Here is a 25,741-nt window from a genome sequence, read left to right on the forward strand (position 1 = left end):
GGGGGGGGGCCGCTGATCCGGCCGTGGGGCCCGCCCCCCGCGGGGGGGGGGCGGGGGGGGGGGAAGCCCGGCCCGGGCCGATTCCACGTACGGCGTCAGTAGCGGCGTCAGCCGACGCTGACCGTGTCGAACCGCTCGTCGGTCAGCGGGCTGGCGATCAGGCCCTTGACGTCCTTGGTGACCACGATGGCCGGCGGGGCGTGCCAGATCGGCACGGCCGGCAGCCACTTGGCCGCGATGTCGCGGTTGACCTGCTCCCAGGCGGCCTTCTTGCCGGCGTCGTCGACGGTGCCGTCGGCCTTGGTGATGGCCTCGAACATGTCGGTCATCGCCGCGTCGCCGAACTCGTTCTTCGCCCGGCCGAAGAACGTGCCGACGAAGTTGCCCGGGTCGTTGTAGTCACCGGTCCAGCCCAGGATGTGCAGGTCGTGCTTGCCGAACTGCTGCACATCGTCCTTGTAGCCGCCGTTCCACGGGCGGGCCACACCGTTGACCTTGAAGCCGGCGGCCTGCAGGTCGTTGGCGAGGACGGTGAAGATCTCCTGCGGGTTCGGCATGTACGGCCGGGAGACGTCGGTCGGGTAGTAGAAGTTGAGGGTCATCCCCTCGGCGCCGGCCGCCTTGAGCAGCTCCTTGGCCTTCTCCGGGTTGTACTCGTACTTCTGCACGTCCGGGGCGTAGCCGAGCACGGTGTCCGGCATGAACTCATCGGCGACCTTGGTGCCACCCGGGCCCTTGGTCTGCACAAGCTGCTCACGGTTGAGGGCGTAGGCGATCGCCTGACGCACCCGCAGGTCCTTCAGCTTCGGGTTCTTCTGGTTGATGCCCAGGTAGAGGATGTTGAACGCCGGGCGGTTGATGACGTTGAAGCCCTCGGCCTCCAGCGCCTTGCGGTCGGCCGGGGCCGGGAAGTCGATGCCCTGGACGGTGCCGGCGCGCAGCTCCTGCTTGCGGGTGTTCTCGTCCTCGATGACCTTGATGATCACCTTCTCGACCTTGGCCTTCTCGCCCCAGTAGTCGGCGTTCCGGTTCAAGGTGATCTCACCCTTGGCCTTGTCCCAGCCGCCGTAGGTGAACGGGCCGGTGCCCACCGGGTGCTCGTTGGCGAACGCGCTGTACTCGAAGGAGTCGCCGTTCTGCTTGACCGTGTCGGCGTCGTACTTCTTCAGCGCGTCCGGGCTGGCGATCGAGAGCGAGGTCAGCGCGAAGGCCCCGGGGAAGGCACCCGTGTACTCGTTCATGGTGATGACGGCGGTGTTGTCGTCCGGCGCCTCGCACTTGTTGTAGAGCGCCTTGCCGGCGTCCTCGCTCTCGTTGTGCGCGAAGCCGCCGAAGACGTCCATGTAGTAGAGCATCTGCGACTGGGCGGCGGCACCCTTCATGTTGTACCAGCGGTCGAAGTTGTAGCAGACCGCGGCGGCGTTGAAGGCGGTGCCGTCGTGGAACTTGACGCCCTTGCGGAGGTGGAAGGTCCAGACCTTGCCCTCGGCGTCGTGCTCCCAGGTGTCGGCCAGCGCGCCCACCAGGTCGGCCGTGCCCGGCTTGTTCTGGATGAGGGTCTCGTACATCTGCCGGACCGGACGGAACGACTCGCCGTCGTCGTTGAAGATCGGGTCGAAGTTCTTCGGGTCACCGGCACCCGCGAAGACGAAGGTCCCGCCGGTCTTGGCCTTGCCGCTGTCCTCGCCGCGCTCGCTCTTGGCGCAGCCGGACGCCCCGACCGCCAGAGCGGCTGCGGCCGCGAGGGCCACGGCTGCTTTACGCCTGCTCGCCTGCATCTCTCACCTCTGTCATGCGCCTGTCCACGCCGAAGTTGTGGCTCAGTCTGTGAGCGGGAGGCTATGACACGACACACAGAAGCGGAACGGCCGTTAGGCAATCGCTATCAAGCCGACACCAAGCCGCCGGGTCTGACAGCGTTCGGGCTATCGACAAACAGGACTGTCACAGCGGCGCGCAGATGTCGGGATCGGGCTTATCCCACCAAACCCGGCGTGTCCTGGCCGGCAGCGACGGCTACGTGGGGAACGGCACTCGTCCCACAATTTGGCCAGGAAGCCAACGGGCACGGGGAGGCGTCCGCCTCCCCGTGCCCGTTACGGCGCTCAGATCGCCCGGCGGCCCTCGAACGCCCGGCCCAGCGTGATCTCGTCGGCGTACTCAAGATCGCCGCCGACCGGCAGGCCGCTGGCCAGCCGGGTTACCGCGATCCCCATCGGCTTGACGAGCAGGGCCAGGTACGTCGCGGTCGCCTCGCCCTCGGTGTTCGGGTCGGTGGCGAGGATCAGCTCGCGGACCGTGCCGCCGCCCAGCCGGGTCATCAGCTCCCGGATCCGCAGGTTGTCGGGCCCGATCCCCTCCAGCGGGTTGATCGCGCCGCCGAGCACGTGGTAGCGACCGCGGAACTCACCGGTCCGCTCGATCGCCACCACGTCCTTCGGCTCCTCAACCACGCAGAGCACCTCATCCGTACGCCGCGGGTCGCGGCAGATCCGGCACTGCTCCGACTCGGCCACGTTGAAGCAGCCGGTGCAGAACCGCACCAGCTCCTTGACCTTGCGCAGCGCACCGGCCAGCCGGTTCACGTCGGCCGGATCCGCCGACAGGACGTGAAAGGCAATCCGCTGGGCGCTCTTCGGGCCCACGCCCGGCAGCCGGCCCAGCTCGTCGATCAGGTCCTGGATGGCACCCTCGTACATCTGCCGGCTCAGAACCCGGGCAGGCCGAGGCCGCCCATCCCGCCCGCGACCGGGCCCATCTTCTTCTCGGTCAGCTCCCGGGCCGCCTCCGCGGCGTTGTGCACGGCCGCAACGACCAGGTCCTCCAGGGTCTCCACGTCCTCCGGGTCGACCGCCTTGGAGTCGATCTTGATTGCCTTGAGCTCACCGGTGCCGGCGACGGTAGCGGTGACCAGGCCACCGCCCGCGGTGCCGGTCAGCTCCGCCTCGGCCAGCTCGGCCTGAGCCTTGGCGATCTGCTGCTGCATCTTCTGCGCCTGCTTCAGCATCTGCTGCATGTTCGGCTGTCCACCTGGGCGCACGGATGGCTCCTTCTCGCACTCGTCTGATCGGCCGCGCCCAGCCTAGTCGGGCAACGGCACTGGTCCTCCGGGGTGGCGCACGCTCAGCGCGCGTCCACCTCGTCGATCTTCTCCGCTCCGAACGCCTCCCGGAGCAACTGCACCGCCTGCTCCTCGCTGGACTGCCGGGCGGTCCGCTCGTCGATCACGTCGTCCAGCGGCTCGTCGCCCGGATCGAAGCCCTCGTAAACGGGGGTCGCGGTCGCGCCGCCGGCCGGGACCGGCCCGTCGTAGTCCGGGTCGTAGGGCGGCTCACCGGCCCACTCGGCGTCCGCGGCCTGCCGCGGCTGCGCCGCGCGGGACTCCCGGCCCGACCCGCCGGCCGTCGCAGCCGCCGCAGCCGCCCGAGCCGCCGCGATCGCGCTGCTCGCTGGGGCACCGCCCGTCGCCGGCTGCGGCGCCACCGGCGGTGAAGCTGCCGGCCGGGGTACGGCGGGAGCCGCCGTCGCCGTCGCCGTGGCACCGCCCGGCCGGGCCGGCTCCGGCCAGTCGCCCGAGCCGGTCGCGGCACCACCGGGGCGGGCCGCCTCCGGCCAGTCGCCGCCCGCGCCGCCACCTGGCCGGGCCGGCTCGGGCCACCCCTCGTCGTCGGTGGCGGCGGCCCCGCCACGACTCGCACCGCCCCCACCGTCCGGGCTGCCGGCCACCCGCGCTGGGCCACCGGCCGGGGTGCCCGAGCGGGCTGGGCCGGCCGGCCCCGTGGCGGAGGCGGCAGCAGCCGGCCGGGGCGAGGCAGCGGGGCGAGCCGGGCCGCCGAGCGACGCGGCACCCCGCTCGCCAGCCACCTCGCAGCGGATCTGCCAACGGCCGCCCAACTCCTCGTAGAGCGCGTCGGTGAGCACCTGGGCGTGGTCAGCCATCATCTTGGCCAGCACCGTCGACTTCACGGTCAGCACCAGCGTGTCGCCGTCCAGCTCACGGACCACCGCGTCGCGCATCAGCGCCGCGATCCGCTTGTTGGTCCGGTTGACCTTGCCGACCACCTCGGGCCACACCCGGCGTACGGCGACCGCGTCCAGCGTGCCGGCCGGAGCCGAGCCGGGACGCGGCGGCTCCGGGGTGACCGGATCGGGCATCACCGCCGACGGCGGCACCGGACGCCGGACGGGCGCACCGGACGCCGGGCCGGTGCCGGCCGAAGCAGCCGCCGAGGCGGGAGGCTCCTGGCGTACCTCGGGGGCGGGGGCGACCGGCGCGGGGCCGGCGGCGGCCGACGGCGGCTCGGCGCCGCCCAGGGTGAGCCGGCGTTCCATCCGTTCGAGGCGCTGGAGCAGGCCGCCGGTCGAGTCGTCCACGCCGGGCAGCAGCATCCGAGCGCAGATCAGCTCCAGCAGCAGCCGGGGGGCGGTGGCGCCGCGCATCTCCACCAGGCCGTTGTGCACGATGTCGGCGCAGCGGGACAGGTTGGCCGGGCCGAGGCGCTGGGCCTGCGCGGCCATCCGCTCGATCTGGTCGTCCGGGCCGTCGATCAGGCCCTTGGCGACGGCATCCGGCACCTGCTGCAGGACGATCAGGTCACGCAGCCGTTCCAGCAGGTCGGAGGCGAACCGGCGGGGATCGTGCCCAGCCTCGGCGACCCGGTCGACGGTCGCGTACGCGGCGGCACCGTCCCCGGCGGCGAGCGCGTCACACATCTCGTCGATCAGCCCGGAATCGGTGACGCCGAGCAGCGCGGCGGCCCGGGCATAGCCGACCCCCTCCGGGCCGGCGCCCGCCATGAGCTGGTCGAGCACGGAGAGGCTGTCCCGGGCGCTGCCGCCACCGGCCCGCACCACCAGCGGGAAGACCGCCGGATCGACCTGGACCCCCTCGGCCTCGCAGAGCTGCTCCAGGTAGGGCCGCAGCACCTTCGGCGGGATCAGCCGGAACGGGTAGTGGTGGGTCCGCGACCTGATCGTGCCGAGGACCTTCTCCGGCTCGGTGGTGGCGAAGATGAACTTGACGAACTCCGGCGGCTCCTCGACCAGCTTGAGCAGGGCGTTGAAGCCGGCCGACGAGACCATGTGCGCCTCGTCGATGACATAAATCTTGAAGCGGCTGTGGGCCGGCGCGAAGAACGCCTTCTCGCGCAGCTCGCGGGCGTCGTCGACGCCGCCGTGGCTGGCCGCGTCGATCTCGATGACGTCGATCGAGCCGGAGCCGTCGGTGGCCAACGAGCGACAGGAATCACACTGCCCGCAGGGCTCGGGGGTGGGACCCTGCTCGCAGTTGAGCGAGCGGGCCAGGATCCGGGCGCTGGAGGTCTTGCCACAACCCCGGGGACCGGAGAAGAGGTAGGCGTGGTTCAGCCGCCCGCTGCGCAGCGCCTGCGACAACGGCTCGGTGACGTGCTCCTGCCCGATGACCTCGGCGAACGTACGGGGCCGGTACTTGCGGTAAAGGGCCAGTGCCACCCGTACCGCCTCCTCTCGACCGAGCCATTCTGCGCCGGTCAGGCGCGGGTGACCACCCACCACCCCGTGACCTGACCCGCAGGGACGTTACCGGCGCCCGGAGACAAAAAGGCCTCCCGTGCACCCGGCAGAGCTCGCTTATCCTTGCTGCCTTCCGGCCCTGGGGAGGTTCACGAGATACCGCCGCACGGGAGGTGCTGCCAAGCCTACCCGACCCCTCGTCGATCTTCGGGGGGTGGTGGGGTGGCCCACCCGACGGAGACCTGTATCCTGGCTCGCGGAGGATTCGCCTAGAGGCCTAGGGCGCACGCTTGGAAAGCGTGTTGGGTTAACACCCTCACGAGTTCGAATCTCGTATCCTCCGCTCGCTTGAGCAGGACAAACGGAAGGGCCGGCCCCATCAGGGACCGGCCCTCCGTCGTCTCTACGGTCGTTCTCGTCTCAGTTGCCGTCTCACTTGCCCTGTTCCGGCCCGTCTGACTGCCCCCCGCCGGGCTCCCCCGGCCGGCGCGGCGGGTCGCCCCAGAGCAGCCCGCCGAGTTGCTGCGCGATGTCCCGGCGCACCTGGTCCGTCATGTGCTGGTACCGGACGGCCATCGCCGAGTTGGACCAGCCCATGATGCCCATCACGGCGCGGCCGGAGACGCCGAGGACCAGGAGCACGGTGGCGACAGTGTGCCGCGCGTCGTGTAGCCGGCCGTCCCGTACTCCGGCGAGCTTGAGCAGCCGCTTCCATTCGTCGTAATCCGTCCTGATGGATCGCCTCACCGGTTGGCGAGGCAAACACCCACCCTTCATCGCGCCAGAGCTGCGCGGCGGTTTCGCGCTCGGCGTCCTGTTCCTTTCGATGCTGCCGTAGTAGGTCGGCGCAGTCCTGCTCGACTTCGACGGCCCGGTGTGCAGCATCTTCGCCGGCTACCCGGCGCCACAGGTTGCGGCCGAGCTGGTCGATGTGCTGCGGCGGCACGGTGTCGACATGCCGCCGGATCTCGCCAGCGAGCCGGACCCGCTTGAGGTGCTACGCCGCACCGGGGCGACCGGCGATCACGGCGTCACGCGGGCCATAGAGGACGCGCTCTGTGCGTCCGAGCGCCGGGCTGTCGAGACTGCCGAACCTACGCCATACGGCCGAGAAGTCATCGTGGCGGCCAGGCAGACCGGGATGCAGGTGGCAGTGGTCAGCAACAACTCGGCCGGCGCGGTGAGCGCCTACCTGGCGGCGCACCGGCTCGCCGCATACGTGTCTCCGGTAGTTGGCCGCGCGTACGCCGACCCGGACCGCATGAAGCCCAACCCGGAACCGATCCTGCAAGCCGTGCGCGCCATCGGCCAGCCGGCGAGCCGGTGCGTGCTGATCGGCGACTCAAACTCGGACATCGAGGGGGCAAAGGCGTCCGGCGTGCGGGTGATTGGCTACGCGAATCGACCGATCAAGGTCGAGCGGTTTCAGTCTGTCGGGGCGGACGTGGTAATCACGAGCATGGGCGAGATTGCCGGCATCCTGCCAGATGTAGAGTGGTGAGGACGACCAGCGTTCTCCATGGCCAACGATTGAGCCGTACGCTGTGGGCGCTCATATCTTAAAATTTGGCGTCGCAAAGACTGTAATGACTTCGACAGCAACTAGTCGGACTAGCTCGATATCCGCCTCTAGGTGATCCACCTGAGCGTCCGTAGGGAACAGTGGTTCCGTCCCGCTTACTCCGCCTGACACCTTCGAATGCACGATCCTGCATCGTAGATCGTATATGCGCTCGGCGATTTGCTCGGCGAGCGGCCTTTTGTCTAGCGGATTTATCAGGCCGACGTCCTTAATTGGCCCTCGCTTGCTGAAATGGTCCTTATGGCGACCGTCCACACTCTCGAAAGTCGCCAACGCTTTATCCTTGGGTAGTGCAAACGAGAGCAGGGCCTGAAACGACTCCCGCTCAGTTGGCGACGCTTGACGCCCTACCGCGCGAGCCAGCTTCAGCAGCGATGCATCGTTGCCCAGATCAAAACCTGGTGAAAAGATCTCCTGCCTTAGGCGAACAATGGTATTTCGTTCGTCGCTGAACGGCAGGAAAAATTCTATAGACTGATAGTATGAAAGATAGGTGCTCAGGGGGCTCGTTGCCTGCTCGGCCCCGATGAAAAGGGAACTGGCTCGCGTGTCAACAATCTGCGGCGGGAATCGCAGAACCGATTCCCCGTCGCGCTGTCGTGGAAGCCGTCGCCTGCGCTCCGTCAAGCGCTCGTGGAGACGGAGGACCGAGCGACCAGTGGCCGCCATTTCGAAAAACAGCGTCTCTGCAACTTCTTCAGCCCTCTTAATGGCGTTCTCGCGGGAACGACTTTCTGTGAAGCGCAACTTGATTGACGCGGCGCGCCGCAAGTCGGGCGGACGCACGCCGTTTGCGGCCCGGTAGTAGCCGGCGGCCATTGTGGCAGACGGGGTGGAAATCTCTAGACAATCCCCCTTTCCGTTTCCTACATGCAAAACCACGGATATTCGGGCATAACGCCGCCCACGCTCGAAGAGGGGGACATCACGCCGGCCGAGAGCGGTACGGAAGGAGGTCCCATGATCCTCATCTGGGGCTGCCGAGGAGCAGCGAAGGCGAGGGGAACTGTAGGTGCGATCTTCCACTATTGTGCGTATAGCAAAGCGAGCCAAACGCGGCGAGAGCATCAGTTCGACGTAGCGGCCGTCGGACGAGGTTAAGCTCAAACCCCCCTCACTCACCACCCAGTCGGTGTTGAGCTCCTCCACATACAGGGGAACTGCGTAGTCTGGAAGAATGCCCACTCGTTCTTTTTTGCCGTTATGGTGAACTTTGATAATGGAAAACCATCTCGCGCCGTCGTAAGAGCGAAGGCCCAGATCAATACTGCTCGGTTCTGCTTCATGTCCGACGCTTGTGAGGAGTCGCGCGACCCCTGCTTGATCTAGACCGTCTGGCACTTCCGGGGTGTCCGCTGGCTCGGCCACTTCATCATCTTGAAAACCAGGATCCAAAGAAGGGTCGACGTCAAACGCACCATCGTTGGGCGACTCTTTGTCTAACATTCCCACGCACCCTACATGTAACGCCGTCCTGCGGCCGGCTCTTGTTGGTCTCGGTTGTCGTCTCGATCGCCGATGTTCGGCGAGATCACTCGGCACTGCGCATCGAAACTGCGCCAGAGGTGAACCAGCTAGTCAGAGTAAGCGCCAGCATTACCGCACTCTCCGCCTCGCCTTGAGTGACGTGCAGAGGCGAATCGACACCAGGATCAACGTGGCGTGAATATTCATTCGTCCACAGCAGTTGCAGCATCTGCAACAGCACCTTCTTCGGGTCTACCGCCGCGTCTACCGTAAACGCAAATTCCCACTTCTCGGGTTTATCACGAAAGACCGAAATCATTTTCCCGAGCGTTGGGAGCTTATCACTTGGCGTGAGGACAGGTCCGGCTGCCGCCTCTACGGCGCGCACGGCGCAACGATAAGCAGCCGAGGGGTCTCGGTTCATTGAAAAGGCATGACGCCAGGCGTCCGCCAGCAACTCGCCCGATCGTGCCTCCTTGGCAGCAAGGGACTCGGCTGCCAGTTGAACCGTCTCATCGATTCGGTCGGCGAGCCCCGGCCTTCCGGATACCTCAGAAACTCGCCACCGACTAGACGAATCCTTCAGGATCGTTTCGAGTGCAGATATTCTTCCGGAGTTCTTCCGACCATCTAAGCGCGACAGCCGGAAGTCTACTGCCGTCAAGAATGCCAGTTCATCTTGATAGAGAGCTTGACGAAGGGCCTTCAATCCGGCCAGTCGACTCGAATATTCTTTCCCATTTCCGGTCCAGCCGATGCCTACACGGGTTAGCCGCTCAACCTCTCGGATCTTCTCAGCGCTGGGGTCGTAGTAGCCTCCAGTGCTAGAAGACTGCCATACTGAAACCTCCGCAGAAAGCCAGTTCCAGAGCGATTCCCTCAGCCATTCCGGGACCCCATCATGCAGCTTGAAGAATGATTCGCGGCCACCTTCCTGCCTCGCATAGAAGGGTACCCACACTTCCCCGGTCATGTTTGCCTTCTAGAATTCAGGGGACCAAAGAAACCCCGCCCGATGACTTGGCCAGATATCGACAGTCAGGATACCAAGGGGGGCAGGTAGGTAGGGGCCAGTGAGAGCGTACGCAGCTTTAGGTGAGATTGCGGCAAATGCAGGAAGGGCCCAAAATGGCCGAATCGTATCCCTACGAAGCCAAGCGGCAGATCGGAGCGCTGGTCGAAACACTGACGGAGCTATGCAGCCGTCATCCCGAGCAGACTGTGCAAGGCATCGCCTTGCCTGTAATCGATGCGGTCTTGGAGACCGTTCAGAAGGTCCGACCCGACGACCCCGTCGTCCGGGCCGCTCGAGGCGTCATTCGGCCGGAGCAGCTTGCGGCAGGCGAGCCAGTACGCGCGTCGGATGCCCTCGTAGTAGCAAAGCAGCTCAGCGCCGCGATCGGCCCTTACCCTCTTGTAATCGCTTAGTTCATCCCGCTGGCGGCAGCCATGATCTGTTTCAGTTGTCGTCGCATTCAGCCACGTTCAAGATGGTCCAGCCGGGCCATGCCCCCGTACCAGCCAGCGCTGCTGCCCGGCACGGCTGCGGCCAGTCGCGAACGCCGGACGGCAGACTTGGAAAGCGTGTTGGGTTCACACCCTCACGAGTTCGCGAATCTCGTATCCTCCGCCGTTGACGCAAGGGCCGGCCCCGCTCGGGGCCGGCCCTTCGTCGTCTTGTACGGCCGCTGCCAGTTGTCGTCGTCACGTGGGAGGCGACGCGAGATGCGGCATGCTGTGGCCTTCCGGCGGCCGGATACACCCACCTGCCGCACCTGGAGTGGATCTGGCCAGCGTCGCGTCGCGCGGCTGCCGAGCGGCTGTGCGGCGGGCCGGCCCGTAGGGGCGAGCGCTGGTCACCGGCTCGGCGTGTCGCGCGCTACTGTCTTCCCGACGGCGTGACCGAGCGTCACGAGCCTGGCCGGGCTTCGACAGGCGCTCGCGGAGCGCCATTTTGGTCGCGCTCTCCGCGCCTACCACCACCGGCACTTCGGGAGGCAGCCGCTACCGCAGACGACCGTCGCCGCTTGACTCGGTGTCACGCAGGCGCAGCCTGAGCTCTGGCCCCCGGCTCGGGCGAACACGATACGCCGGGGCAGGCTTTGGCCCGCCATGTGACTGCCTGGCGAGCACCCTTGGTCATTCCTCCCGCTTCACCTCAACGGGCTGATCGAGCTGCTGCTGCCGCTTGTTTTGTTCATCTCGAAGCCGCTCAACGTTCGCCGCAAAAAGGGCATAAGCTGCTTTTTCGCCCAGGCCAGCATAGCTGCCAACCCGAAGCTCAACAGCCTCATATTCTCGCTCGATCGCGTCTGCCGTCTGCTGCGAGTTGAAACTCCGCTCGTGATATTTGTAGTAGCCCATAAATCCTGCGGCCAAGCCCACGAGCATGCTAGCTCCGACTGTTACCCACCTCGCGTAACTGTAAGCGACCGATGCTGTAGCAATCGCGGAAGTAACCACGGAGCCAACAATAATTATGCTCTGAAGGCGATTGTGCACCCTGCGGGTATTGCTGGCATCCTCCCGAAACTGGGAAATCAGATCCGGAATGTCGTCCCTATAGCGCTTCTGGGCCGGCAGCGCTGAGTCGGCTTGATCGCCTGAACTCGTGTCCGCCAGGATGCGTCGGCGTACGACGTGGAGTTTCCTGATCCGAATGCGCGTTGCCCTCGTACGCTTGTACTGCCAGTAGGCTAGCACGGGAGAGACAAGAAGCGACGTACCGCATATGACGTATACCAAGACGGAGAGCCGGGTCACCTGATCGATCTTTGAGAGGGCGGCAACCCCGGCGAGGGCCATGAGGGCGAGGTTTCCTGCGGAAATCCAGGCCTTCCCGACCCTTCGCCATATTTCCTGAAGGTGAAGCTTCTCTTCGGCATCGATAATTAGGCTTCGTACGTGGTCGAGATCCCAGCCCTTAGACTCTCCATTAGCTACCTCGGCCCATTGTTCCTCGTTCGTGGTTCCGCTCTTACCGGCCCGAGGCTTTGCTATCCGTGGCCACATGATGTGACGCTATGATCACGGAGCCCGTCGGGCAAGCAGAGAATCGGTCCAGTTATTGACACTTACGATTCGGCTCGTCGCGTTTCAGGCGTGCCAGAACTCACGGCTTACGCTGACCGACCGACGAGGTCGCTGCACCCTCCGCAGGTTCAAGGTCCACGGCAAACGGTCGAGCCGCCCAGGATGTCCAGCGTGCCGAGACGCGCGTGTGAAGCGCGCGGTACACGTCCACCCACCCGCCCGGCTGGTGTACGACCAGGACCGGCACCCCCTCCGGGATGTCCAGAGCGGCCCGTTCCTTTGGTGTCGGCATCCGCGCCGCGATGAGCTGCTCCGGCTCGCCGAGCGCGCCTCCAGCTCCGACGCCCGGCCGCGCACCGCGTGCCGATGCCGTGCCCGACGTCGACCAGGCACTCAGCCCGGAGTGAGGCAATTGCGACCTTGACCGCCGCCTTACCCACCCCGTACTCGCACGCGATCCGCGGCTGCGCCGGTAGCAGCGCGGACTGGGGGTCACTCGTCGGAGACGATACGTCGTCGCAGCTCACCGGCGAGCTGGCGCCATGCGGTGATGCCCGCGTGCGGGCTGATGGCCAACAGCGGGAAGCTATGGACAGGTGGGGTGCCCACCGGCGGACCGGTGGACCTGTCCACCTACTCCGGAGATCGCCGGGCAACAAAAGTCCCCTTGCCCTGATGTGTCTCGATCAACCCGCGCTCCCCAAGGATCCGCAGGGCGAATTTGATCATCGTGTGGCTGATGCCGTACTGCTCGGTCAGCTGGGTGATCGAGGGCAACTGGTCGCCGGGCTTGAGCGTGCCCGCCTGGATCGACGCGGTGATGTCGTCTACGACATGCTCGTACAACGGTTTACGGCGGTGGGTCATGGCGGTGCCACCCTTCGTCAGCACCGCCAGCCTGCCAGTCACGATTACTCACTGTGTCGCCTGTGTTGACTCAGCTTGCTCAGCAATCTATGTTCGCTCTATCGGGGTCCCCCTTCGTCAGCAGCGAGCGAGGCCCCGGCCGGGCGAGGCGGCCCCCCGTCCGTCTCGCCCGGCACCCCGCAGCCGTCCACCGCCGAGGAGGCACACGTCGTGAGTGAGCCCGACACGCCCCACCGCATGGTCGCCGTGCACGGCACCGGCCGTCTGACCGACGGTGAGCGCGTCCCCATCCCGCCCCGCCCGGAGCCGCCGGATCGCCGGCTCCGGGCCACCGTGCTCGTCTGCACGCTCATCGTCCTGGTCCTGATCGCCGCCGGCATCGCCGGGTGGCGGCCATGACGGCGTGGTGGCAACGGGACCTGGAGCAGCACCGGCAGGTCGACGGCCGGTGTCCCGTCTGCGGCACCCGGCGCCGCTGCTGGCCATGGGCCACCGCAAACGCCGCCCGGATCGTCGCCGGAATGAGTCCGTGATCGCGCTGACGGCCGGCACCGTCGTCTACCTCGCCCGTGAGGCGAGCGTCCAGTTCGGCGGCGACCGGGCGCTGCGGCTGCGGATCGCGTCCATCGACACCCGACCTATCAGGGCTGGGTGTGGCTGACCGGCTACGTGTTGAACGGGGCCGGGGACGCGACCGCAAAGCGAGAGGTGTTCGTACGGAAGGCCGGTATCCAGGTCGTCCCGGATCGCCCGGCCTGGTCGCCGACGACGGCGCGTAGGTCGCGGCCTCGACAGTGGGGCGCACCTACTCCAGCGAGCAAAGCCAGCCCGAGGCGGCCAAGCTGCCAACTGCAACGCGGCGTCTGATCGCCGCCAGACCAGGCACCGGTCGGCCGGCCAGGCTGGGTGCCATGAGCAATGTTCTTGACGGCAAGGTGGCGTTGGTGACGGGCGGCAGCCGGGGAATCGGTGCCGCGGTGGCCCTGCGGCTGGCGCGGGAGGGTGCCGACGTGGCGCTGACCTACCAGCAGCGGGAGGACCGGGCGGCGGACCTGGTCGAGCAGATAAAGGCGGTGGGACGCCGGGCGATGGCGCTGCCGGTGGACAGCGCCGACGCGGACGCGCTGAGTGCGGCGGTCGACCAGGTGGCGGCGGAGTTCGGCCGGCTCGACATCCTGGTCAACAACGCGGGGGTGTTCCTGGTGGACCCGGTGGAGGAGTTGGGCTTGGCCGAGTTCGAGCGGACCGTCGCGGTCAACGTCCGGGCGCCGTTCGTAGCGTCCAGGGCTGCGGCGCGGCACATGACGGCCGGCGGACGGATCATCAATGTCGGCAGCAACATGGCCGAGCGCACGGTGTTCCCCGGCTTCTCCCTGTACGCGATGAGCAAGACCGCCCTGGTCGGCCTGACCAAGGGCCTGGGCCGGGAACTGGGGGCGCGCGGGATCACCGTGAATCTGGTGAACCCGGGGCCGACCGACACGGACGCGAACCCGGCGGACGGACCGAACGCGGAGCTGATCTCGGGCCTCACCGCCCTGGGCCGGTACGCCGCGCCGGCCGACATCGCCGCCGCCGTCGCCTTCCTCGCCAGCGACGACAGCGAATACGTCACCGGCGCGACGATCAACGTCGACGGCGGCTTCACCATCTGATCCGCCGTGGCGGCCCATCTCGTCACGGGGTGGGCCGCCCACGCCGTCCCGGGCCGGTCACCGCCACGACATCGACCTCATCGCGCTTGTGCGGCTGGGCGGGCGGGGGTCACGATGACCACACCATTACGACTGACCACCCGTCGTACACATGTTCTATCCACAGCCTGTGGACGGCGAAAGGATCGGATGAGTTACCAGCTCAGCGCGGTCGTCGCCGACGTCGAGCTGCTTCGCGAGCAGACCGCCGACCTGGACCACGCGGTCCTCGCCGCTCTCCGCCAGGACTTCGCGCTGCTGCCGGTCACCCCGCAGCTCGTCACGGAGCTGACCGGCGCGCTGCCCGACTTCGCCATCGGCGAACCGTCCGCCGAGCAGCCCTTCCAGCTCGTCCTCTCGCCGGCCCTGAGGGAGCTGCTGGCCGGCTGGTCGCGGCAGGGGCCGGTGGCGTACCTGGAGGCGGGGTTCGCCGGCGGGTTGGGCCACCAGTCGGCGGTGGTCTGGCTGGGTGGCGCGGTGAGCTGGGGGCCGTGCTTCGACGACCGGTTCGACCGACCCCGCGCCGAGTGGCCGATCAACGCGGCGCTCACCCGGCTCGGCGCCGAGCCGGGGCCCTGGATCGACCCGTTCGCCGAGCTGGGCCTGCACCTGGAGCGCGACACCGCGGGCTGGCTGGCGCACGGCCGCCGCGGCCTCTCCGCCGACTACTGGGACGACCTCGCCGAAGAATGGGAGCAGCACCAGCAACCTCCGCGCCCCGGTCCCGTTGGGGACTGGGGGATTGCATGAGACTGCAACAATTCGGATTTATCGCCGCACTGATGGTGGCTGCCTCGCTCGCCGGCAGCGGCGTCCGTCCACAGGGGCCGGACGGGCCGGCCCGGCCGGTCGGGGCCGCCGAGGTGATCAGCCTGGACGGGCTGCGCAACGCCGAGTTCGGCACCACCGAGCAGGAGCTGACCCGGCGCGGGATCCTGCGTACCGACGTGGCGGCGTGCGGCCCGACACTGACCGGGCACGGCTCCGTCAGCCCGATCTTCGTCGACAACCGCCTGGTCCTGCTCTGGCTGGACGACCCGATGAGCACGCCCGAGGGAATCACCGTCGGCACCCCGGTCGCCGCGGTGCGCGCCGCCTATCCGTCGGCGACCGAGTTGGCGGCTCCACAGCGGACGTACCGGTTCGACGGTCTGCTGGCCCGCGACGGCGACCGCGCGTACCTCTTCCTGCACGACGGCGCGACGGTCCGGAAGATCATCGCCGGGTACGCGGACTGGGCCCAGCGTCTCTTCAACGAGGGCTACGGCCCCTGCTGACCGGTTTGCCGCCGGATACGACGAAGCGCCCGGGTATACCCGGGCGCTTCGTCCGTTGGCGGTGGCGGCGGGATTTGAACCCGCGGAGGGCGTAAACCCTCACACGCTTTCGAGGCGTGCTCCTTAGGCCACTCGGACACACCACCGCCGAGAAGGGTACAGGATCACCGGTCCGGACGCCGAACCGGTATCCCCCGGGCCAACCTGGCAGGATCGTTGGCATGAGTACGCACATCGGCGCTGAGCCGGGAGACATCGCCGAGCGGGTCCTGATGCCGGGTGACCCGCTGCGGGCCAAGTGGATCGCGGAGACCTACCTCGAGGACCCGCGCTGCTACACGACGGTCCGCGGCATGCTGGGCTTCACCGGCCGCTGGAACGGCGTCGAGGTCTCCGTCCAGGGCTCCGGCATGGGCATGCCCTCGGCCTCCATCTACGCCCACGAGCTGATCAACGAGTACGGCGTGAAGACCCTGATCCGGGTCGGCTCCTGCGGCGCCCTCCGCGAGGACCTTCAACTGCGGGACGTGATCGCCGCCATCGGCTCGTCCACCGACTCGAACATGAACCGCATGCGCTTCGACGGGCTGATCGACTACGCCCCGGTCGCCGACTTCGGTCTGCTGCGTACCTCGGTCGAGATCGCCGAGCGGCGCGGCATCACCATGCATGTCGGCCCGATCCTGGCGGCGGACGCCTTCTACACCGACCGCCCCGACCTCTACGACGCCCTCGCCGACTACGGCGTGCTCGCGGTGGAGATGGAGTCGGCGGCCCTCTACACGATCGCGGCCCGGTTCAAGGCTCGCGCGCTGACCATCCTGACGGTCAGCGACCACATCAAGACCGGTGAGAAGACCACCGCCGCCGAGCGGGAGCAGACCTTCAGCCAGATGGTCGAGGTGGCCCTCGACACTGCCATCGCCTGACCCGTCCGCAGCCCTCGCCGCCCCGCCACCGTCGCCGGTGGCGGGGCGGCTGCGTTCCAGGTCACAAAAATAAATACGACCGGTCGTGCTTTTTGGTTTACGCTCCCCGCATGACCTCCGACGGCCGCCTCGCGCGCGGTGAGCGCACCCGCGCGGCGACGCTGGACGCCGCCGTGGCCCTGGCCACCGAGGCCGGCCTGCACGGGCTCTCCCTCGCGCAGCTCGCCGACGCCCTCGGGGTGAGCAAGTCCGGCCTCTTCGCGCACTGGCGGTCCAAGGAGGCCCTCCAGCTCGCCACCGTCGATCGGGCGGTGGCCCAGTGGCAGGAGCAGGTCATCGAGCCGGCCCTGCGCGCCCCGCGGGGGGTACGGCGGCTGTGGGCCGTGCACGAGGCCCGGATCGACTTCTACGCCGCCCGGGTGCTCCCCGGCGGCTGCTTCTTCGCGAACACCGAATTCGAGTACAACGCCCGCCCCGGCCCGGTCCGGGACCGGCTCGCCGGGGCGTTCAACCAGTGGACCGCCTTCCTCGAACGCCTCGTCCAGCAGGCGGCCGATCTCGGCGAACTTCCCGCCGACCTGGACGCCCCGCAGTTGGCGTACGAGATCGACGCGCTCGGGATCAGCGCCGTGATGCGCTCCCGGCTGCTCGACCCGGACGCCGCCTACCGGCACGCCCGCCAGGGCCTGCTGAACCGCCTACGGGCGCTCTGCCCCGATCCGACCCTGCTACCGGAAGGTCCGTCATGACCCACGCCACCGTCGACCGCCCCGCCGTCGAGTTCGGCCACGTCGAGCACGTACCGGTGCATTTCGACGACCTCGACGCCATGGGCATCCTGCACAACGCGCGGTACGCGGTGCTGCTGGAGCGGGCCCTGACGCCGTACTGGGCCGCGCGCGGCATCGCCTTCCAGGGCGGGCGGCAGACCGCCCCGGACGTGTTCCACGCGGTACGCGAGTTCAACATCACCTATCACGTCCCGATCCGCGGGACCGGGTCGGTGGCCGTGCACTTCTGGCTCGACCACTTCGGCACCAGCAGCGCCCGGTACGCCTATGAGTTCCGTTCGGCCGACGGCGCCACCCTGCACGCCGACGGCACCCGCTCGATCGTCCGGCTGGACCCGGCGACCATGCGCCCCACCGCCTGGACCGACGCGGCCCGGGCCGTCGCCGCGACCCTGCTGCGTCCGTAACCGGGACGGGACGTGTTAAGAGGGGGCCCCTCCTTACCTAAAAAAGGCGCGGAGGAGGGCGGCGCTCTCCGTTTCGAGGACACCGCCGTAGACCTCGGGGCGGTGGGTGAGGCGACGGTCGCGCAGGACGTCCCAGAGTGAGCCCACCGCGCCCGTCTTCGGTTCCCACGCGCCGAAGACCACCGTGGAGATCCGGGCCAACGCGATCGCGCCCGCGCACATCGTGCACGGCTCCAGCGTCACCACCAGGGTGCAACCCGCCAGCCGCCAGTGCCCCAGCCGCTCGGCGGCCCGGCGCAGCGCCAGCACCTCGGCGTGGGCGGTCGGATCGCCGGTCAGCTCACGTTCATTGCGCCCGACGGCCAGCTCGGCGCCGTCCGGGCCGTAGACGACCGCACCGACCGGGACGTCCTCGACCGTGCTTTCCCCGTCCGCCGCCGGGCCGCTGTCCGGGCCGGTCACCGCGACCTCCAGGGCCCGGCGCATCCACAGCTCGTGCCGCTGCCGGCGGCCCACGCCGCTTGGATCGGCCAGCCCCTCGTCCGCGCCGGGGCCGACCCGGCCGACCGCGCCCGGGGTCGGCTGCCCGGGGCGTACGGTCTCCAGCGCCGGATCGGTGGCGTCGGCCGGCTCCCCTCCGCCGGTCGGCACCGCTCCGAACGGTTCAAACCTCACGCAGCTCCTCGACCTCGTCCACGCAGCCGAGCACCTGGCAGATCTCGACGGTGACGTCGGCCGGCATCATCCCCTCGTGGCCGCAGAGAGCCAGCAGCTTCTGCGCCGAGATGCCCAGGTCCGCGAGGAGGTCCGCATCGCCCACCGGGTCGGCCTCCGGATCCGCCGCCGGCTGCTCGGTCTCGTCGTCGCCACCGGCGGCCGCCCGCGGCTCGTCGGTGTCCTCCAGGCTGGTGACCGAGGTCTTCAGGTCACCGATCAGCAGGGCACCCAGCTTCGACTCGTCCGCGTACGCCGAGTCGGAGCCGAAGATCCGCAGATCCTCCCCCTCGTCGAGGCGCAGGATCACCAGATAGGTGTCGTCGGCCTCGACGAACAGCAGGGACAGGTCGGCGTCCGGCTCGACGTCACGCAACCGGTCGGCGACCTCCTCGATGTCGGTGACGCCCCGCAGGCTCACCTCGTCGGCGGTCCAGCCGCCCTCGACGCGCGCCACGGCAGCAGCGAAGTACGACACGGTCCCCCCAAATTGGCCTCGGCAGCACGCCGACTCACGCGTGCACGTTAACCGGTCGGGTCGGCAGGCGACCGGTCAACGCCCCGAAGGCCGGGCCGTTCCTGGAGAAAGTCGGTCAGCCGGCGATGCGCCGGCGGGTGGCGATGAGCTGACGCAGCCGCTCGGTGCGGGCCCGCTGCGGCCGCTCGCGCTGGCGTACGGCGCGGGCACCGGCCAACTCGGCGAGGAGTTGCAGGCGGCGGCGGCTCCGCTCGGGGTCGAGCCGCGGCGGAATGGTCCAGGCCATACCGCGAGCGTGGCCCGTCACCGCGCGTACGTCAAGACGGCCTTCGCTGCGCAGCAACCCGTGCACGCGGGGTCACCAGAGTGGCCAGACCCCGGTCTGCGCCCAGCGGAGCGTGACGAGGGCGGCGGCGATGCTCCAGCCGCCGGCGGTGACGATCGCGACGCCGGTGGCCACCCCCCGGTCGCCGTACCGGATCAGCACTCCGGCGGCCAGCCAGGCCAGCCCGCCGGCGACCAGCGTCCACCACGCGTAGCTGGGCACATCGTGGCCGAGCAGGCCGAACAGCAGCAGCCAGGCGAAGGCGACCACGGCACCGGACGCGACACCACCGCCGGTGACCGGGTGCGGCTCGCGCCACGTCGGCCGCATCGGCGCCCCGGCCGGGAAGAGCCCCGACGGGGTACGCGACAGCGGGCGGCCCGCGCCCGGACCGGACTCGCCGGGTTTGGCGTACCACCCGTTCATCGCCCCTGCTCCCTTCACGGACGGTGGACGTACCGAGATCACGCAGAGCTACCGTCCGCGAATTCCGGACGGACGCGGACCGGTCTCGGCGTTCGTGCCCACGGTAGTGGTCTGCCAGGATGACTGGATGCGCTCCCGATCGACCGTACGCCGCCCGCGTGCGGCGTACCCGGTCCTGCTGCTCCTGCCGGCCCTGGTCGCCGGGTGCGCCACCGCCGACCGGCCCTCAACCGCCGGGGGCAACACATGGCAGGGTCCGAGCGCCGCGGCCACCGCCGAGCAGCCCGCCGGGGCGGCCGCCGCCGGGTCGGAATCCGCGACCCCCGTGCCGTCGCCGACCGGTATGCCGCCGCGGCACGTCTTCCCGGTACGCGCCGACAAGGTTGCCTACCGCCCCACGCACGGGGCGTACCCGGCCACGGACATCTTCGCCGACTGCGGCGCCCCGGTCATCGCGGTCACCGACGGCCAGATCCTCGAAGTGAGCCGGGTCGACCGGTTCGACAAGCGCGGCCCGCTCGGGCCGTTCAACGGGGGTCTGGCGGTCTCTCTGCTCGGCGACGACGGGGTCCGCTACTACGGGTCGCACCTGAGCGCCGTCGCCGCCGGCATCGACCCGGGCGTACGCGTGCACGCCGGCGAGTCGCTCGGCAAGGTCGGGCGCACCGGCAACGCCAACAACGTGTGCCATCTGCATTTCGGCATCTCTCCGGAGTGCCAGGGCCACGACGACTGGTGGATCCGCCGGGGCGTGATCTGGCCGGCCCCCTACCTGGATTCGTGGCAGAAGCGGGGCAACCGCGAACCGGCCGCCCCGGTGGCCGCCTGGCAGCGCAAACATGGCTGCCCCAAGACCCCGGCCAAGGCCGACGGCACCGGCTGACCGGCGTCCATTCCCGACACCCGGCGCGACGCCGGGCGACCGGCGGCCCGGGCGCGTAGGTTGCAGGGCATGACTGCCCGGGACCCCATCGCCGACCTGCGTCGGATCGCGTTCCTGTTGGAGAAGGCGAACGAGGCCACCTACCGGGTCCGGGCGTTCCGGTCGGCGGCCAACACGCTCGCCGCGCTGCCCTCCGGGGAGGTGGCCGAACGGGCGCGTACCGGCAGGTTGACCGAGGTGACCGGGGTCGGCGACGTCACCGCCCGCTGCGTGGTCGAGTCGCTGGCCGGCGAGGAACCGGTCTACCTGCGGCGGCTGGTCGCCACCGAGGGCACCGACCTGGACGCCGCCGCCGCGGCCCTGCGGGACGCGCTACGCGGTGACTGCCACACCCACTCCGACTGGTCGGACGGCGGCTCACCGATCGAGGAGATGGCCCTGGCGGCGGTCGAACTGGGGCACGAGTATCTGGTGCTGACCGACCACTCGCCCCGGCTGAAGGTGGCCCGGGGGCTGACCGCGGAGCGGCTGCGCCGGCAGCTCGACCACGTGGCCGCGGTGAACGACGCGCTGCCGAAGGGCTTCCGCATCCTCACCGGCATCGAGGTGGACATTCTCGCCGACGGCTCACTGGACCAGGACGAGGAGCTGCTCGCCCGCCTCGACGTGGTGGTCGGCTCGGTGCACAGCGGCCTGAACGACGAGCGATCGAAGATGACCCGGCGGATGCTCACCGCCATCGCCAACCCGCACCTGGACATCCTCGGCCACTGCACCGGCCGGATGGTGTCGTCCCGACCGGCCGGGGTGACGGGGCCGGGCGACCGGGGGCACCGGGCGCGTACCCGCGCCGAGAGCGACTTCGACGCGGACGCGGTCTTCGCGGCCTGCGCGGACCACGGCGTGGCGGTCGAGATCAACTCACGCCCGGAGCGGCAGGATCCGCCGAAGCGGCTGATCCGTCGTGCCCTGGAGGCCGGCTGCCGGTTCGCCATCAACACCGACGCGCACGCCCCCGGCCAGCTGGACTGGCAGCGTTTCGGCTGCGAACGCGCGGCGCTCTGCGGCGTGCCGGCGAACCGGGTGGTCAACACCTGGAAGGCTGAGCGGCTGGTGAAGTGGGTTCGCACCCGCAGCTGACCCGTCACCGGCTCGCCGGCCGGGCGGGCCGGCTCACCCCCGGGCGACCGGCGCCACCTCGGCGACCGGCGCCCCGACCGGCACGGCGGGAGCGCCGGGCACCGGACGCGGCCGACGCCGGCCGAGCATCCCCTGCGCGACCGCCACGCCGAGCAGCACGATCAGCGCGCCCACCGGCTGGTGCCAGTTCATCCGCTCGCCGAGCACCATCGCGCCGACCAGCACCGCGAAGACCGGGATCAGGTACGTGACGGTGGACGCCGTGCTCGCCCCGGCCACCCGGATGTTGCGCAGGTTGATCACGAAGGCCAGCCCGGTGCCGAGCGCGCCGAGCGCCAGCACGCTGCCGACCACCCGCGCGGAGAGGTTGCTCGGCACCGGCGGCACCCCGGCCACCAGCGGCGCGACCACCGCGAGCTGCGCCGTCGCGACCAGCAGCTGCGCCGCCGACAGTGACAGACCGCTGTGTGCGCTGCCCGCGATGAACTTCTTCTGGTACGGAATGGCCACGCCGTAGCAGGCCGCCGCTCCGAGGCACATCAGCTGGCCGGTGAAGTGCGACCCGCCGACGCCCTCCCAGACGCCAAGCACCACCAGTACGCCGGCGAAACCCAGCCCCAGCCCGATCGCCCGCCGCACGGTCAGCCGCTCGGTGCGGAACACCAGCACCGCCAGCGGCAGCACGATCAGCGGCGTGGTGGCGTTCCAGATGCCGGCGAGCATCGACTCCACCCGCTGCTCGCCGAAGCCGAAGAGGGTGAACGGCAGGGCGACGCCGAAGGCGGCGACCACCAACAGGTGCGCCCAGATCCGGGGCTCGCGGGGCAGCCGGTCACGCAGCACGGCCAGCACCACCAGCAGGGTCGCCGCGCCGGTGGCGACCCGGTAGAGGGTGAGGTGCAGCGGGTGCAGCTCGGCCACCCCGACCTTGATGAAGAGGAAGCTGGAACCCCAGATCACGCCGAGCGCGAGGAAGCCGGGCAGCCAGCTGCGCAGCGCCGCCCGGTCAGGAGTCAAATCGGCTGTCACTCCTGACACTTTGCCGCAGGGGTACGACGAAGTCCCGCGAAAATCAGACGCCGTGTCGTGCGCCACAACAACCGGCTTGCGCTTGGAAGCGTTGACCAGCCGAGGGCGGCTGGGCTGGACGACCACCGTCCCGGTGGGTGTGAAGGTCAATGACCGGATCATGCGGATGGCCCAGGAGCAGGCGGGGCGTGTCCTGCGGTCGGTGAAGTGGCGTGCCGACCTGACCGCCGGGATCCTGGCCACCTGGCCCGCCGACCCGGGCAAGCGCACCCGGCAGGAGTGGGATCAGGTTCGCGGGTCGGTCCCGGGCGGGCCGGGTTTGCCGTCGAGTGTGATCAAGGGCCGTACCCGGCAGGCCGCCACGTTCCTCACCACCCACGGCCGTCTGCCGGTGGATGTGTTCGAGGTGGAAGGCGTGCCGAGGGTTACGCGGATGTTGTTGTTGGCCGCGTGTGACCGGCAGCAGGCCACCATCGAACGCAGCGACACCGACCCGGGCAAGGCGCTGCTACGCCTACAGTTGCCTACCCGGGCGGATCCGCGTTCGTATCGGGACTGGACGTGGGTCGCCTGCCCGATCGCGCTGCCGCCCACGGTTCCCGTCTCGGCGGTGCTGCACCTGCCCACCCTCCGCGTGGTCGGCGGCCAGTTCCGCGCCGCCGGCATCCTCGCCAAGCAGCACCGCCTACGCCGACAGAGTGAACGGCTGCACACCAAAGCCGACCACTACCAGCAGTTGATCCCCCGCGCCCAGGCGACGCAGGGCACCCTCCCCCACCCGACCCCCAGGTCAGGCGGGCAAGCGTCCGGAGGGACACGCACCAACGGACCGGACCCGACTGCCCCGCGCAGCCCACCGGCACCAGAACGTGACCACGACCAGCACACCCACCACCAGCCACCAACCCAAAGGGGCAGCGCTCGGCGCAGGATTCCACCTCCACGCCCACGCCACCCCGCCCAGGTGGGAAACGATCCCGGAAACTCACTCCAACACAGGATCGCTTAGCTGATCAGAGACGCTGGTCATGACCCTCGCCAAGCTACGGCGAAGCCAAGTTAATACGCCTCCTCGGACCTGCAGCGGAGGCCGCCGGCCTCTACCTTTTCGGCCCGGTCAACCTGACCTTCGCTCCTCAGCGCTGGATCCGGCCCGACGTCACGGTGCTTCAGCCCCGCCGCTGCGCCGAGGGCAGGGTGCCCTACTTCATGCGGGTGGAGGTGGTCCGCCGGTTGCGGCACGTGGCCGTGGAGTTCTTCACGCTCGCGGGCGGCTCGTACACGAGCACGGCCCGAGCGGCCAGCGGCGAGTTGCTGAAGGTCGACCTGCCGTTCCCGATCGAGTTCGATCCGGCGGTACTACTGCCCTGAACACGGCAAACACGGTCGACAGCGGCCCGACCTGGTCACGTAGGGTCGCAGCGTGGGACGAATCGATGACCTCGCCAACCAGTACGTGGCCGACTGGGCTCGGCTGAACCCGACCGGCGCCACCTACGTCGGAGTCGCCGGCTACGACGACCAGCTCGACGACCTTTCCCCAGACGGATACGCGGGCCGCGCCGACCTGGTCCGCCGCGCACTGGCCGACCTCGACGCGACCGAGCCGGGCTCGGCGGCCGAGCGGACCGCCAAGGAGGCGATGCAGGAGCGCCTCGGCCTGGAACTCGCCCGGCACGAAGCCGGCGAGACCACCAGCGAGGTCAACGTGATCGCCAGCGGGCTGCACGACATCCGCATGGTCTTCGACCTCATGCCGACCGAGGGCGACGACGCCAGGGCCAACATCGCCGCCCGGCTCAACCGCTTCGCCGGCGCGCTGGAGGGCTACAAGCGCACGCTGCGCGAGTCGGCCGCGGCTGGAAAGATCAGCTCTCAGGTGCAGCTGGTCGAGGTCGCCAAGCAGTGCGACATCTGGACCGACCCGAACGGCGACAACTTCTTCCATGGCCTGGCCGACCGGCTCGGGGTCGACGGCGCACTCGGCGCCGAGCTGCGCAAGGGTGCCGCCGCCGCCACCGCGGCCACCGCCGAGTTCGGGCAGTTCCTCCGCAAGGAGCTGGCCCCGCAGGGCCGGCAGAAGCAGGCCGCCGGGCGGGAGCGGTACGAGCTGGCGTCGCAGTACTTCCTCGGCGCCAAGGTCGACCTCGACGAAACGTACGCCTGGGGTTTCGCGGAGCTGGCCCGCCTGGAGGGCGAGATGCGCACCGTTGCGGGGCGCATCGCGGGTTCAGGTGCCACTGTCGATGATGCCGTACGGGCGCTGGACGCCGACCCGGCCCGGACCATCAAGGGCAAGGAAGCCTTCCGGGACTGGATGCAGGCGCTCGCCGACAAGGCGATCAGCGAGCTGCACGGCACCCATTTCGACATCCCGGAGCAGGTCCGCCGGATCGAGTGCTGCCTCGCCCCGACCAGCGACGGCGCTATCTACTACACCGGCCCGAGCGAGGATTTCTCTCGACCGGGCCGGATGTGGTGGGCGGTGCCGCAGGGCGTCACCGACTTCTCCACCTGGCGCGAGGTGACCACGGTCTACCACGAGGGCGTGCCGGGCCACCACCTGCAGGTCGCCCAGACCGCCGTCCGCGCCGACCTGCTCAACCGCTGGCAGCGGCTGCTCTGCTGGGTCTCCGGCCACGGTGAGGGCTGGGCGCTCTATTCCGAGCGGCTGATGGACGACCTGGGCTACCTGGACGACCCGGGCGACAAGCTCGGCATGCTCGACGGGCAGGCGTTCCGCGCGGCCCGGGTGATCGTCGACATCGGCATGCACCTGGAGCTGGAGATCCCCCGGGACAACCCATTCGGCTTCCACCCGGGCGAACGCTGGACGCCGGAGCTGGGCTGGGAGTTCATGCGGGCGCACTGCCGGGTGCCGGACGAGAACCTGCGCTTCGAGCTCAACCGCTACCTGGGCTGGCCGGGGCAGGCTCCGTCGTACAAGGTGGGCGAGCGGATCTGGCTGCAGGCCCGGGATGACGCGAAGGCCCGCAAGGGCGCCGACTTCGACCTCAAGGAGTTCCACCGGCAGGCGCTCGACCTGGGCGCGCTGGGGCTCGACCCGCTGCGCCGGGCGCTGGCCCGGCTGTAGCGACGACGAACGGCCGGGAGTCGGAGGGGTGAGACGCCTCACCCCCGGGTGGCGGTGTCCGGGGGAGAAGTCGCAAAGTAACTATTTGAGCCGCCCGGCCGGGGGGGCGATA

Annotated in this window: 27 protein-coding genes, 2 tRNA genes, 1 other RNA gene and 1 pseudogene; 15 read left to right on the forward strand and 16 right to left on the reverse strand. The window is 69.2% G+C overall.

Annotation, left to right across the window (positions count from 1 at the left end):
* Positions 1-107: 107 nt before the first annotated feature.
* The 5 genes from ABZ671_RS29740 to ffs all read right to left on the reverse strand — a co-directional run bounded on the left by ABZ671_RS29740 (position 108) and on the right by ffs (position 5,669).
* A complete protein-coding gene (locus ABZ671_RS29740) occupies positions 108-1,778 on the reverse strand; it encodes an ABC transporter substrate-binding protein (protein WP_357864348.1) in 1,671 nt (556 codons plus the stop codon).
* A gap of 327 nt (positions 1,779-2,105) precedes the next feature.
* On the reverse strand, positions 2,106-2,699 hold the full coding sequence (gene recR / locus ABZ671_RS29745; protein WP_357864350.1) for a recombination mediator RecR: 594 nt from the start codon (positions 2,697-2,699) through the stop codon (positions 2,106-2,108).
* Positions 2,700-2,707: 8 nt separating this feature from the next.
* A complete protein-coding gene (locus tag ABZ671_RS29750; RefSeq protein WP_357864392.1) occupies positions 2,708-3,016 on the reverse strand; it encodes a YbaB/EbfC family nucleoid-associated protein in 309 nt (102 codons plus the stop codon).
* A gap of 107 nt (positions 3,017-3,123) precedes the next feature.
* Complete coding sequence (locus ABZ671_RS29755) at positions 3,124-5,472, reverse strand: DNA polymerase III subunit gamma and tau (RefSeq protein WP_357864352.1); 2,349 nt, start codon at positions 5,470-5,472, stop codon at positions 3,124-3,126.
* A 107-nt stretch (positions 5,473-5,579) separates the two neighbouring features.
* Positions 5,580-5,669, reverse strand: an RNA gene (gene ffs / locus ABZ671_RS29760) — signal recognition particle sRNA small type.
* 82 nt (positions 5,670-5,751) lie between these two features.
* Here ffs and ABZ671_RS29765 point away from each other — a divergent pair.
* Positions 5,752-5,836 (forward strand) — tRNA-Ser (locus ABZ671_RS29765).
* An 89-nt stretch (positions 5,837-5,925) separates the two neighbouring features.
* On the opposite strand, the pseudogene ABZ671_RS29770 reads toward ABZ671_RS29765, so the two are convergent.
* Positions 5,926-6,334, reverse strand: a pseudogene (locus tag ABZ671_RS29770) (tyrosine-type recombinase/integrase); the annotation flags it as partial.
* Positions 6,335-6,367: 33 nt separating this feature from the next.
* Between ABZ671_RS29770 and ABZ671_RS29775 the strand changes: the two are divergent.
* Positions 6,368-6,994 (forward strand): HAD family phosphatase, encoded by a 627-nt coding sequence (locus tag ABZ671_RS29775; protein ID WP_357864354.1) that lies wholly within the window; start codon positions 6,368-6,370, stop codon positions 6,992-6,994.
* Positions 6,995-7,045: 51 nt separating this feature from the next.
* Here ABZ671_RS29775 and ABZ671_RS29780 read toward each other — a convergent pair whose 3' ends face one another.
* From ABZ671_RS29780 to ABZ671_RS29795, 4 genes are all read right to left on the reverse strand, one after another.
* On the reverse strand, positions 7,046-8,521 hold the full coding sequence (locus ABZ671_RS29780; RefSeq protein WP_357864356.1) for a hypothetical protein: 1,476 nt from the start codon (positions 8,519-8,521) through the stop codon (positions 7,046-7,048).
* A gap of 85 nt (positions 8,522-8,606) precedes the next feature.
* Positions 8,607-9,515, reverse strand: coding sequence for a hypothetical protein (locus tag ABZ671_RS29785; RefSeq protein ID WP_357864358.1), 909 nt, complete (start codon positions 9,513-9,515; stop codon positions 8,607-8,609).
* 1,166 nt (positions 9,516-10,681) lie between these two features.
* Entirely contained in the window at positions 10,682-11,554 is an 873-nt protein-coding gene (locus tag ABZ671_RS29790) for a DUF4231 domain-containing protein (RefSeq protein ID WP_357864360.1), read from the reverse strand.
* 654 nt (positions 11,555-12,208) lie between these two features.
* On the reverse strand, positions 12,209-12,484 hold the full coding sequence (locus ABZ671_RS29795) for a winged helix-turn-helix domain-containing protein (protein ID WP_357864362.1): 276 nt from the start codon (positions 12,482-12,484) through the stop codon (positions 12,209-12,211).
* 168 nt (positions 12,485-12,652) lie between these two features.
* Here ABZ671_RS29795 and ABZ671_RS29800 point away from each other — a divergent pair, with 168 nt between their 5' ends.
* The 5 genes from ABZ671_RS29800 to ABZ671_RS29820 all read left to right on the forward strand — a co-directional run bounded on the left by ABZ671_RS29800 (position 12,653) and on the right by ABZ671_RS29820 (position 15,413).
* A complete protein-coding gene (locus ABZ671_RS29800) occupies positions 12,653-12,841 on the forward strand; it encodes a hypothetical protein (RefSeq protein WP_357864364.1) in 189 nt (62 codons plus the stop codon).
* 49 nt (positions 12,842-12,890) lie between these two features.
* A complete protein-coding gene (locus tag ABZ671_RS29805; protein WP_357864396.1) occupies positions 12,891-13,103 on the forward strand; it encodes a hypothetical protein in 213 nt (70 codons plus the stop codon).
* 250 nt (positions 13,104-13,353) lie between these two features.
* Complete coding sequence (locus ABZ671_RS29810) at positions 13,354-14,097, forward strand: SDR family oxidoreductase (RefSeq protein WP_357864366.1); 744 nt, start codon at positions 13,354-13,356, stop codon at positions 14,095-14,097.
* A 189-nt stretch (positions 14,098-14,286) separates the two neighbouring features.
* A complete protein-coding gene (locus ABZ671_RS29815) occupies positions 14,287-14,886 on the forward strand; it encodes a hypothetical protein (RefSeq protein WP_357864367.1) in 600 nt (199 codons plus the stop codon).
* Positions 14,883-15,413 carry a hypothetical protein gene (locus ABZ671_RS29820; RefSeq protein ID WP_357864368.1) on the forward strand — a complete coding sequence of 177 codons (531 nt, stop codon included), beginning with the start codon at positions 14,883-14,885 and terminating at the stop codon, positions 15,411-15,413. The genes ABZ671_RS29815 and ABZ671_RS29820 overlap by 4 nt, the downstream gene beginning before the upstream one ends.
* 56 nt (positions 15,414-15,469) lie before the next feature.
* On the opposite strand, the gene ABZ671_RS29825 is transcribed toward ABZ671_RS29820, so the two are convergent.
* Positions 15,470-15,559, reverse strand: a tRNA-Ser gene (locus ABZ671_RS29825).
* A 75-nt stretch (positions 15,560-15,634) separates the two neighbouring features.
* Here ABZ671_RS29825 and deoD point away from each other — a divergent pair.
* From deoD to ABZ671_RS29840, 3 genes are all read left to right on the forward strand, one after another.
* Entirely contained in the window at positions 15,635-16,342 is a 708-nt protein-coding gene (deoD, locus tag ABZ671_RS29830) for a purine-nucleoside phosphorylase (RefSeq protein ID WP_357864371.1), read from the forward strand.
* 110 nt (positions 16,343-16,452) lie between these two features.
* Entirely contained in the window at positions 16,453-17,091 is a 639-nt protein-coding gene (locus ABZ671_RS29835) for a TetR/AcrR family transcriptional regulator (RefSeq protein WP_357864372.1), read from the forward strand.
* Positions 17,088-17,540 (forward strand): thioesterase family protein, encoded by a 453-nt coding sequence (locus tag ABZ671_RS29840; protein WP_357864374.1) that lies wholly within the window; start codon positions 17,088-17,090, stop codon positions 17,538-17,540. The genes ABZ671_RS29835 and ABZ671_RS29840 overlap by 4 nt, the downstream gene beginning before the upstream one ends.
* A 33-nt stretch (positions 17,541-17,573) precedes the next feature.
* Here ABZ671_RS29840 and ABZ671_RS29845 read toward each other — a convergent pair whose 3' ends face one another.
* From ABZ671_RS29845 to ABZ671_RS29860, 4 genes are all read right to left on the reverse strand, one after another.
* Positions 17,574-18,026 carry a nucleoside deaminase gene (locus tag ABZ671_RS29845; protein ID WP_357864394.1) on the reverse strand — a complete coding sequence of 151 codons (453 nt, stop codon included), beginning with the start codon at positions 18,024-18,026 and terminating at the stop codon, positions 17,574-17,576.
* A 178-nt stretch (positions 18,027-18,204) separates the two neighbouring features.
* Complete coding sequence (locus ABZ671_RS29850) at positions 18,205-18,732, reverse strand: tRNA adenosine deaminase-associated protein (RefSeq protein WP_357864376.1); 528 nt, start codon at positions 18,730-18,732, stop codon at positions 18,205-18,207.
* 115 nt (positions 18,733-18,847) lie between these two features.
* Entirely contained in the window at positions 18,848-19,018 is a 171-nt protein-coding gene (locus tag ABZ671_RS29855) for a hypothetical protein (protein WP_357864377.1), read from the reverse strand.
* 72 nt (positions 19,019-19,090) lie between these two features.
* Entirely contained in the window at positions 19,091-19,483 is a 393-nt protein-coding gene (locus ABZ671_RS29860; RefSeq protein WP_357864380.1) for a hypothetical protein, read from the reverse strand.
* Between the two features lie 127 nt (positions 19,484-19,610).
* On the opposite strand from ABZ671_RS29860, the gene ABZ671_RS29865 reads away from it, so the two are divergent.
* Positions 19,611-20,366 (forward strand): M23 family metallopeptidase, encoded by a 756-nt coding sequence (locus tag ABZ671_RS29865; protein WP_357864382.1) that lies wholly within the window; start codon positions 19,611-19,613, stop codon positions 20,364-20,366.
* Between the two features lie 69 nt (positions 20,367-20,435).
* Positions 20,436-21,506 (forward strand): PHP domain-containing protein, encoded by a 1,071-nt coding sequence (locus tag ABZ671_RS29870; RefSeq protein ID WP_357864384.1) that lies wholly within the window; start codon positions 20,436-20,438, stop codon positions 21,504-21,506.
* A 33-nt stretch (positions 21,507-21,539) separates the two neighbouring features.
* Here ABZ671_RS29870 and ABZ671_RS29875 read toward each other — a convergent pair whose 3' ends face one another.
* Positions 21,540-22,535 carry a DMT family transporter gene (locus ABZ671_RS29875; protein WP_357864386.1) on the reverse strand — a complete coding sequence of 332 codons (996 nt, stop codon included), beginning with the start codon at positions 22,533-22,535 and terminating at the stop codon, positions 21,540-21,542.
* A gap of 91 nt (positions 22,536-22,626) precedes the next feature.
* On the opposite strand from ABZ671_RS29875, the gene ABZ671_RS29880 reads away from it, so the two are divergent.
* The 3 genes from ABZ671_RS29880 (at position 22,627) to ABZ671_RS29890 (ending at position 25,629) form a co-directional block, all read left to right on the forward strand.
* A complete protein-coding gene (locus ABZ671_RS29880) occupies positions 22,627-23,544 on the forward strand; it encodes a hypothetical protein (RefSeq protein ID WP_357864388.1) in 918 nt (305 codons plus the stop codon).
* Positions 23,545-23,699: 155 nt separating this feature from the next.
* Positions 23,700-23,906, forward strand: a complete 207-nt coding sequence (locus tag ABZ671_RS29885; RefSeq protein ID WP_357864389.1) for a hypothetical protein — start codon at positions 23,700-23,702, stop codon at positions 23,904-23,906.
* A 52-nt stretch (positions 23,907-23,958) separates the two neighbouring features.
* Positions 23,959-25,629: a DUF885 domain-containing protein gene (locus tag ABZ671_RS29890; protein ID WP_357864391.1), complete on the forward strand. Its 1,671-nt coding sequence runs from the start codon at positions 23,959-23,961 to the stop codon at positions 25,627-25,629.
* The last annotated feature ends 112 nt before the right edge of the window (positions 25,630-25,741 follow it).

The sequence above is a fragment of the Micromonospora sp. NPDC006766 genome (assembly GCF_040636055.1).
In the GTDB taxonomy this organism is placed as follows: Bacteria; Actinomycetota; Actinomycetes; order Mycobacteriales; family Micromonosporaceae; genus Micromonospora.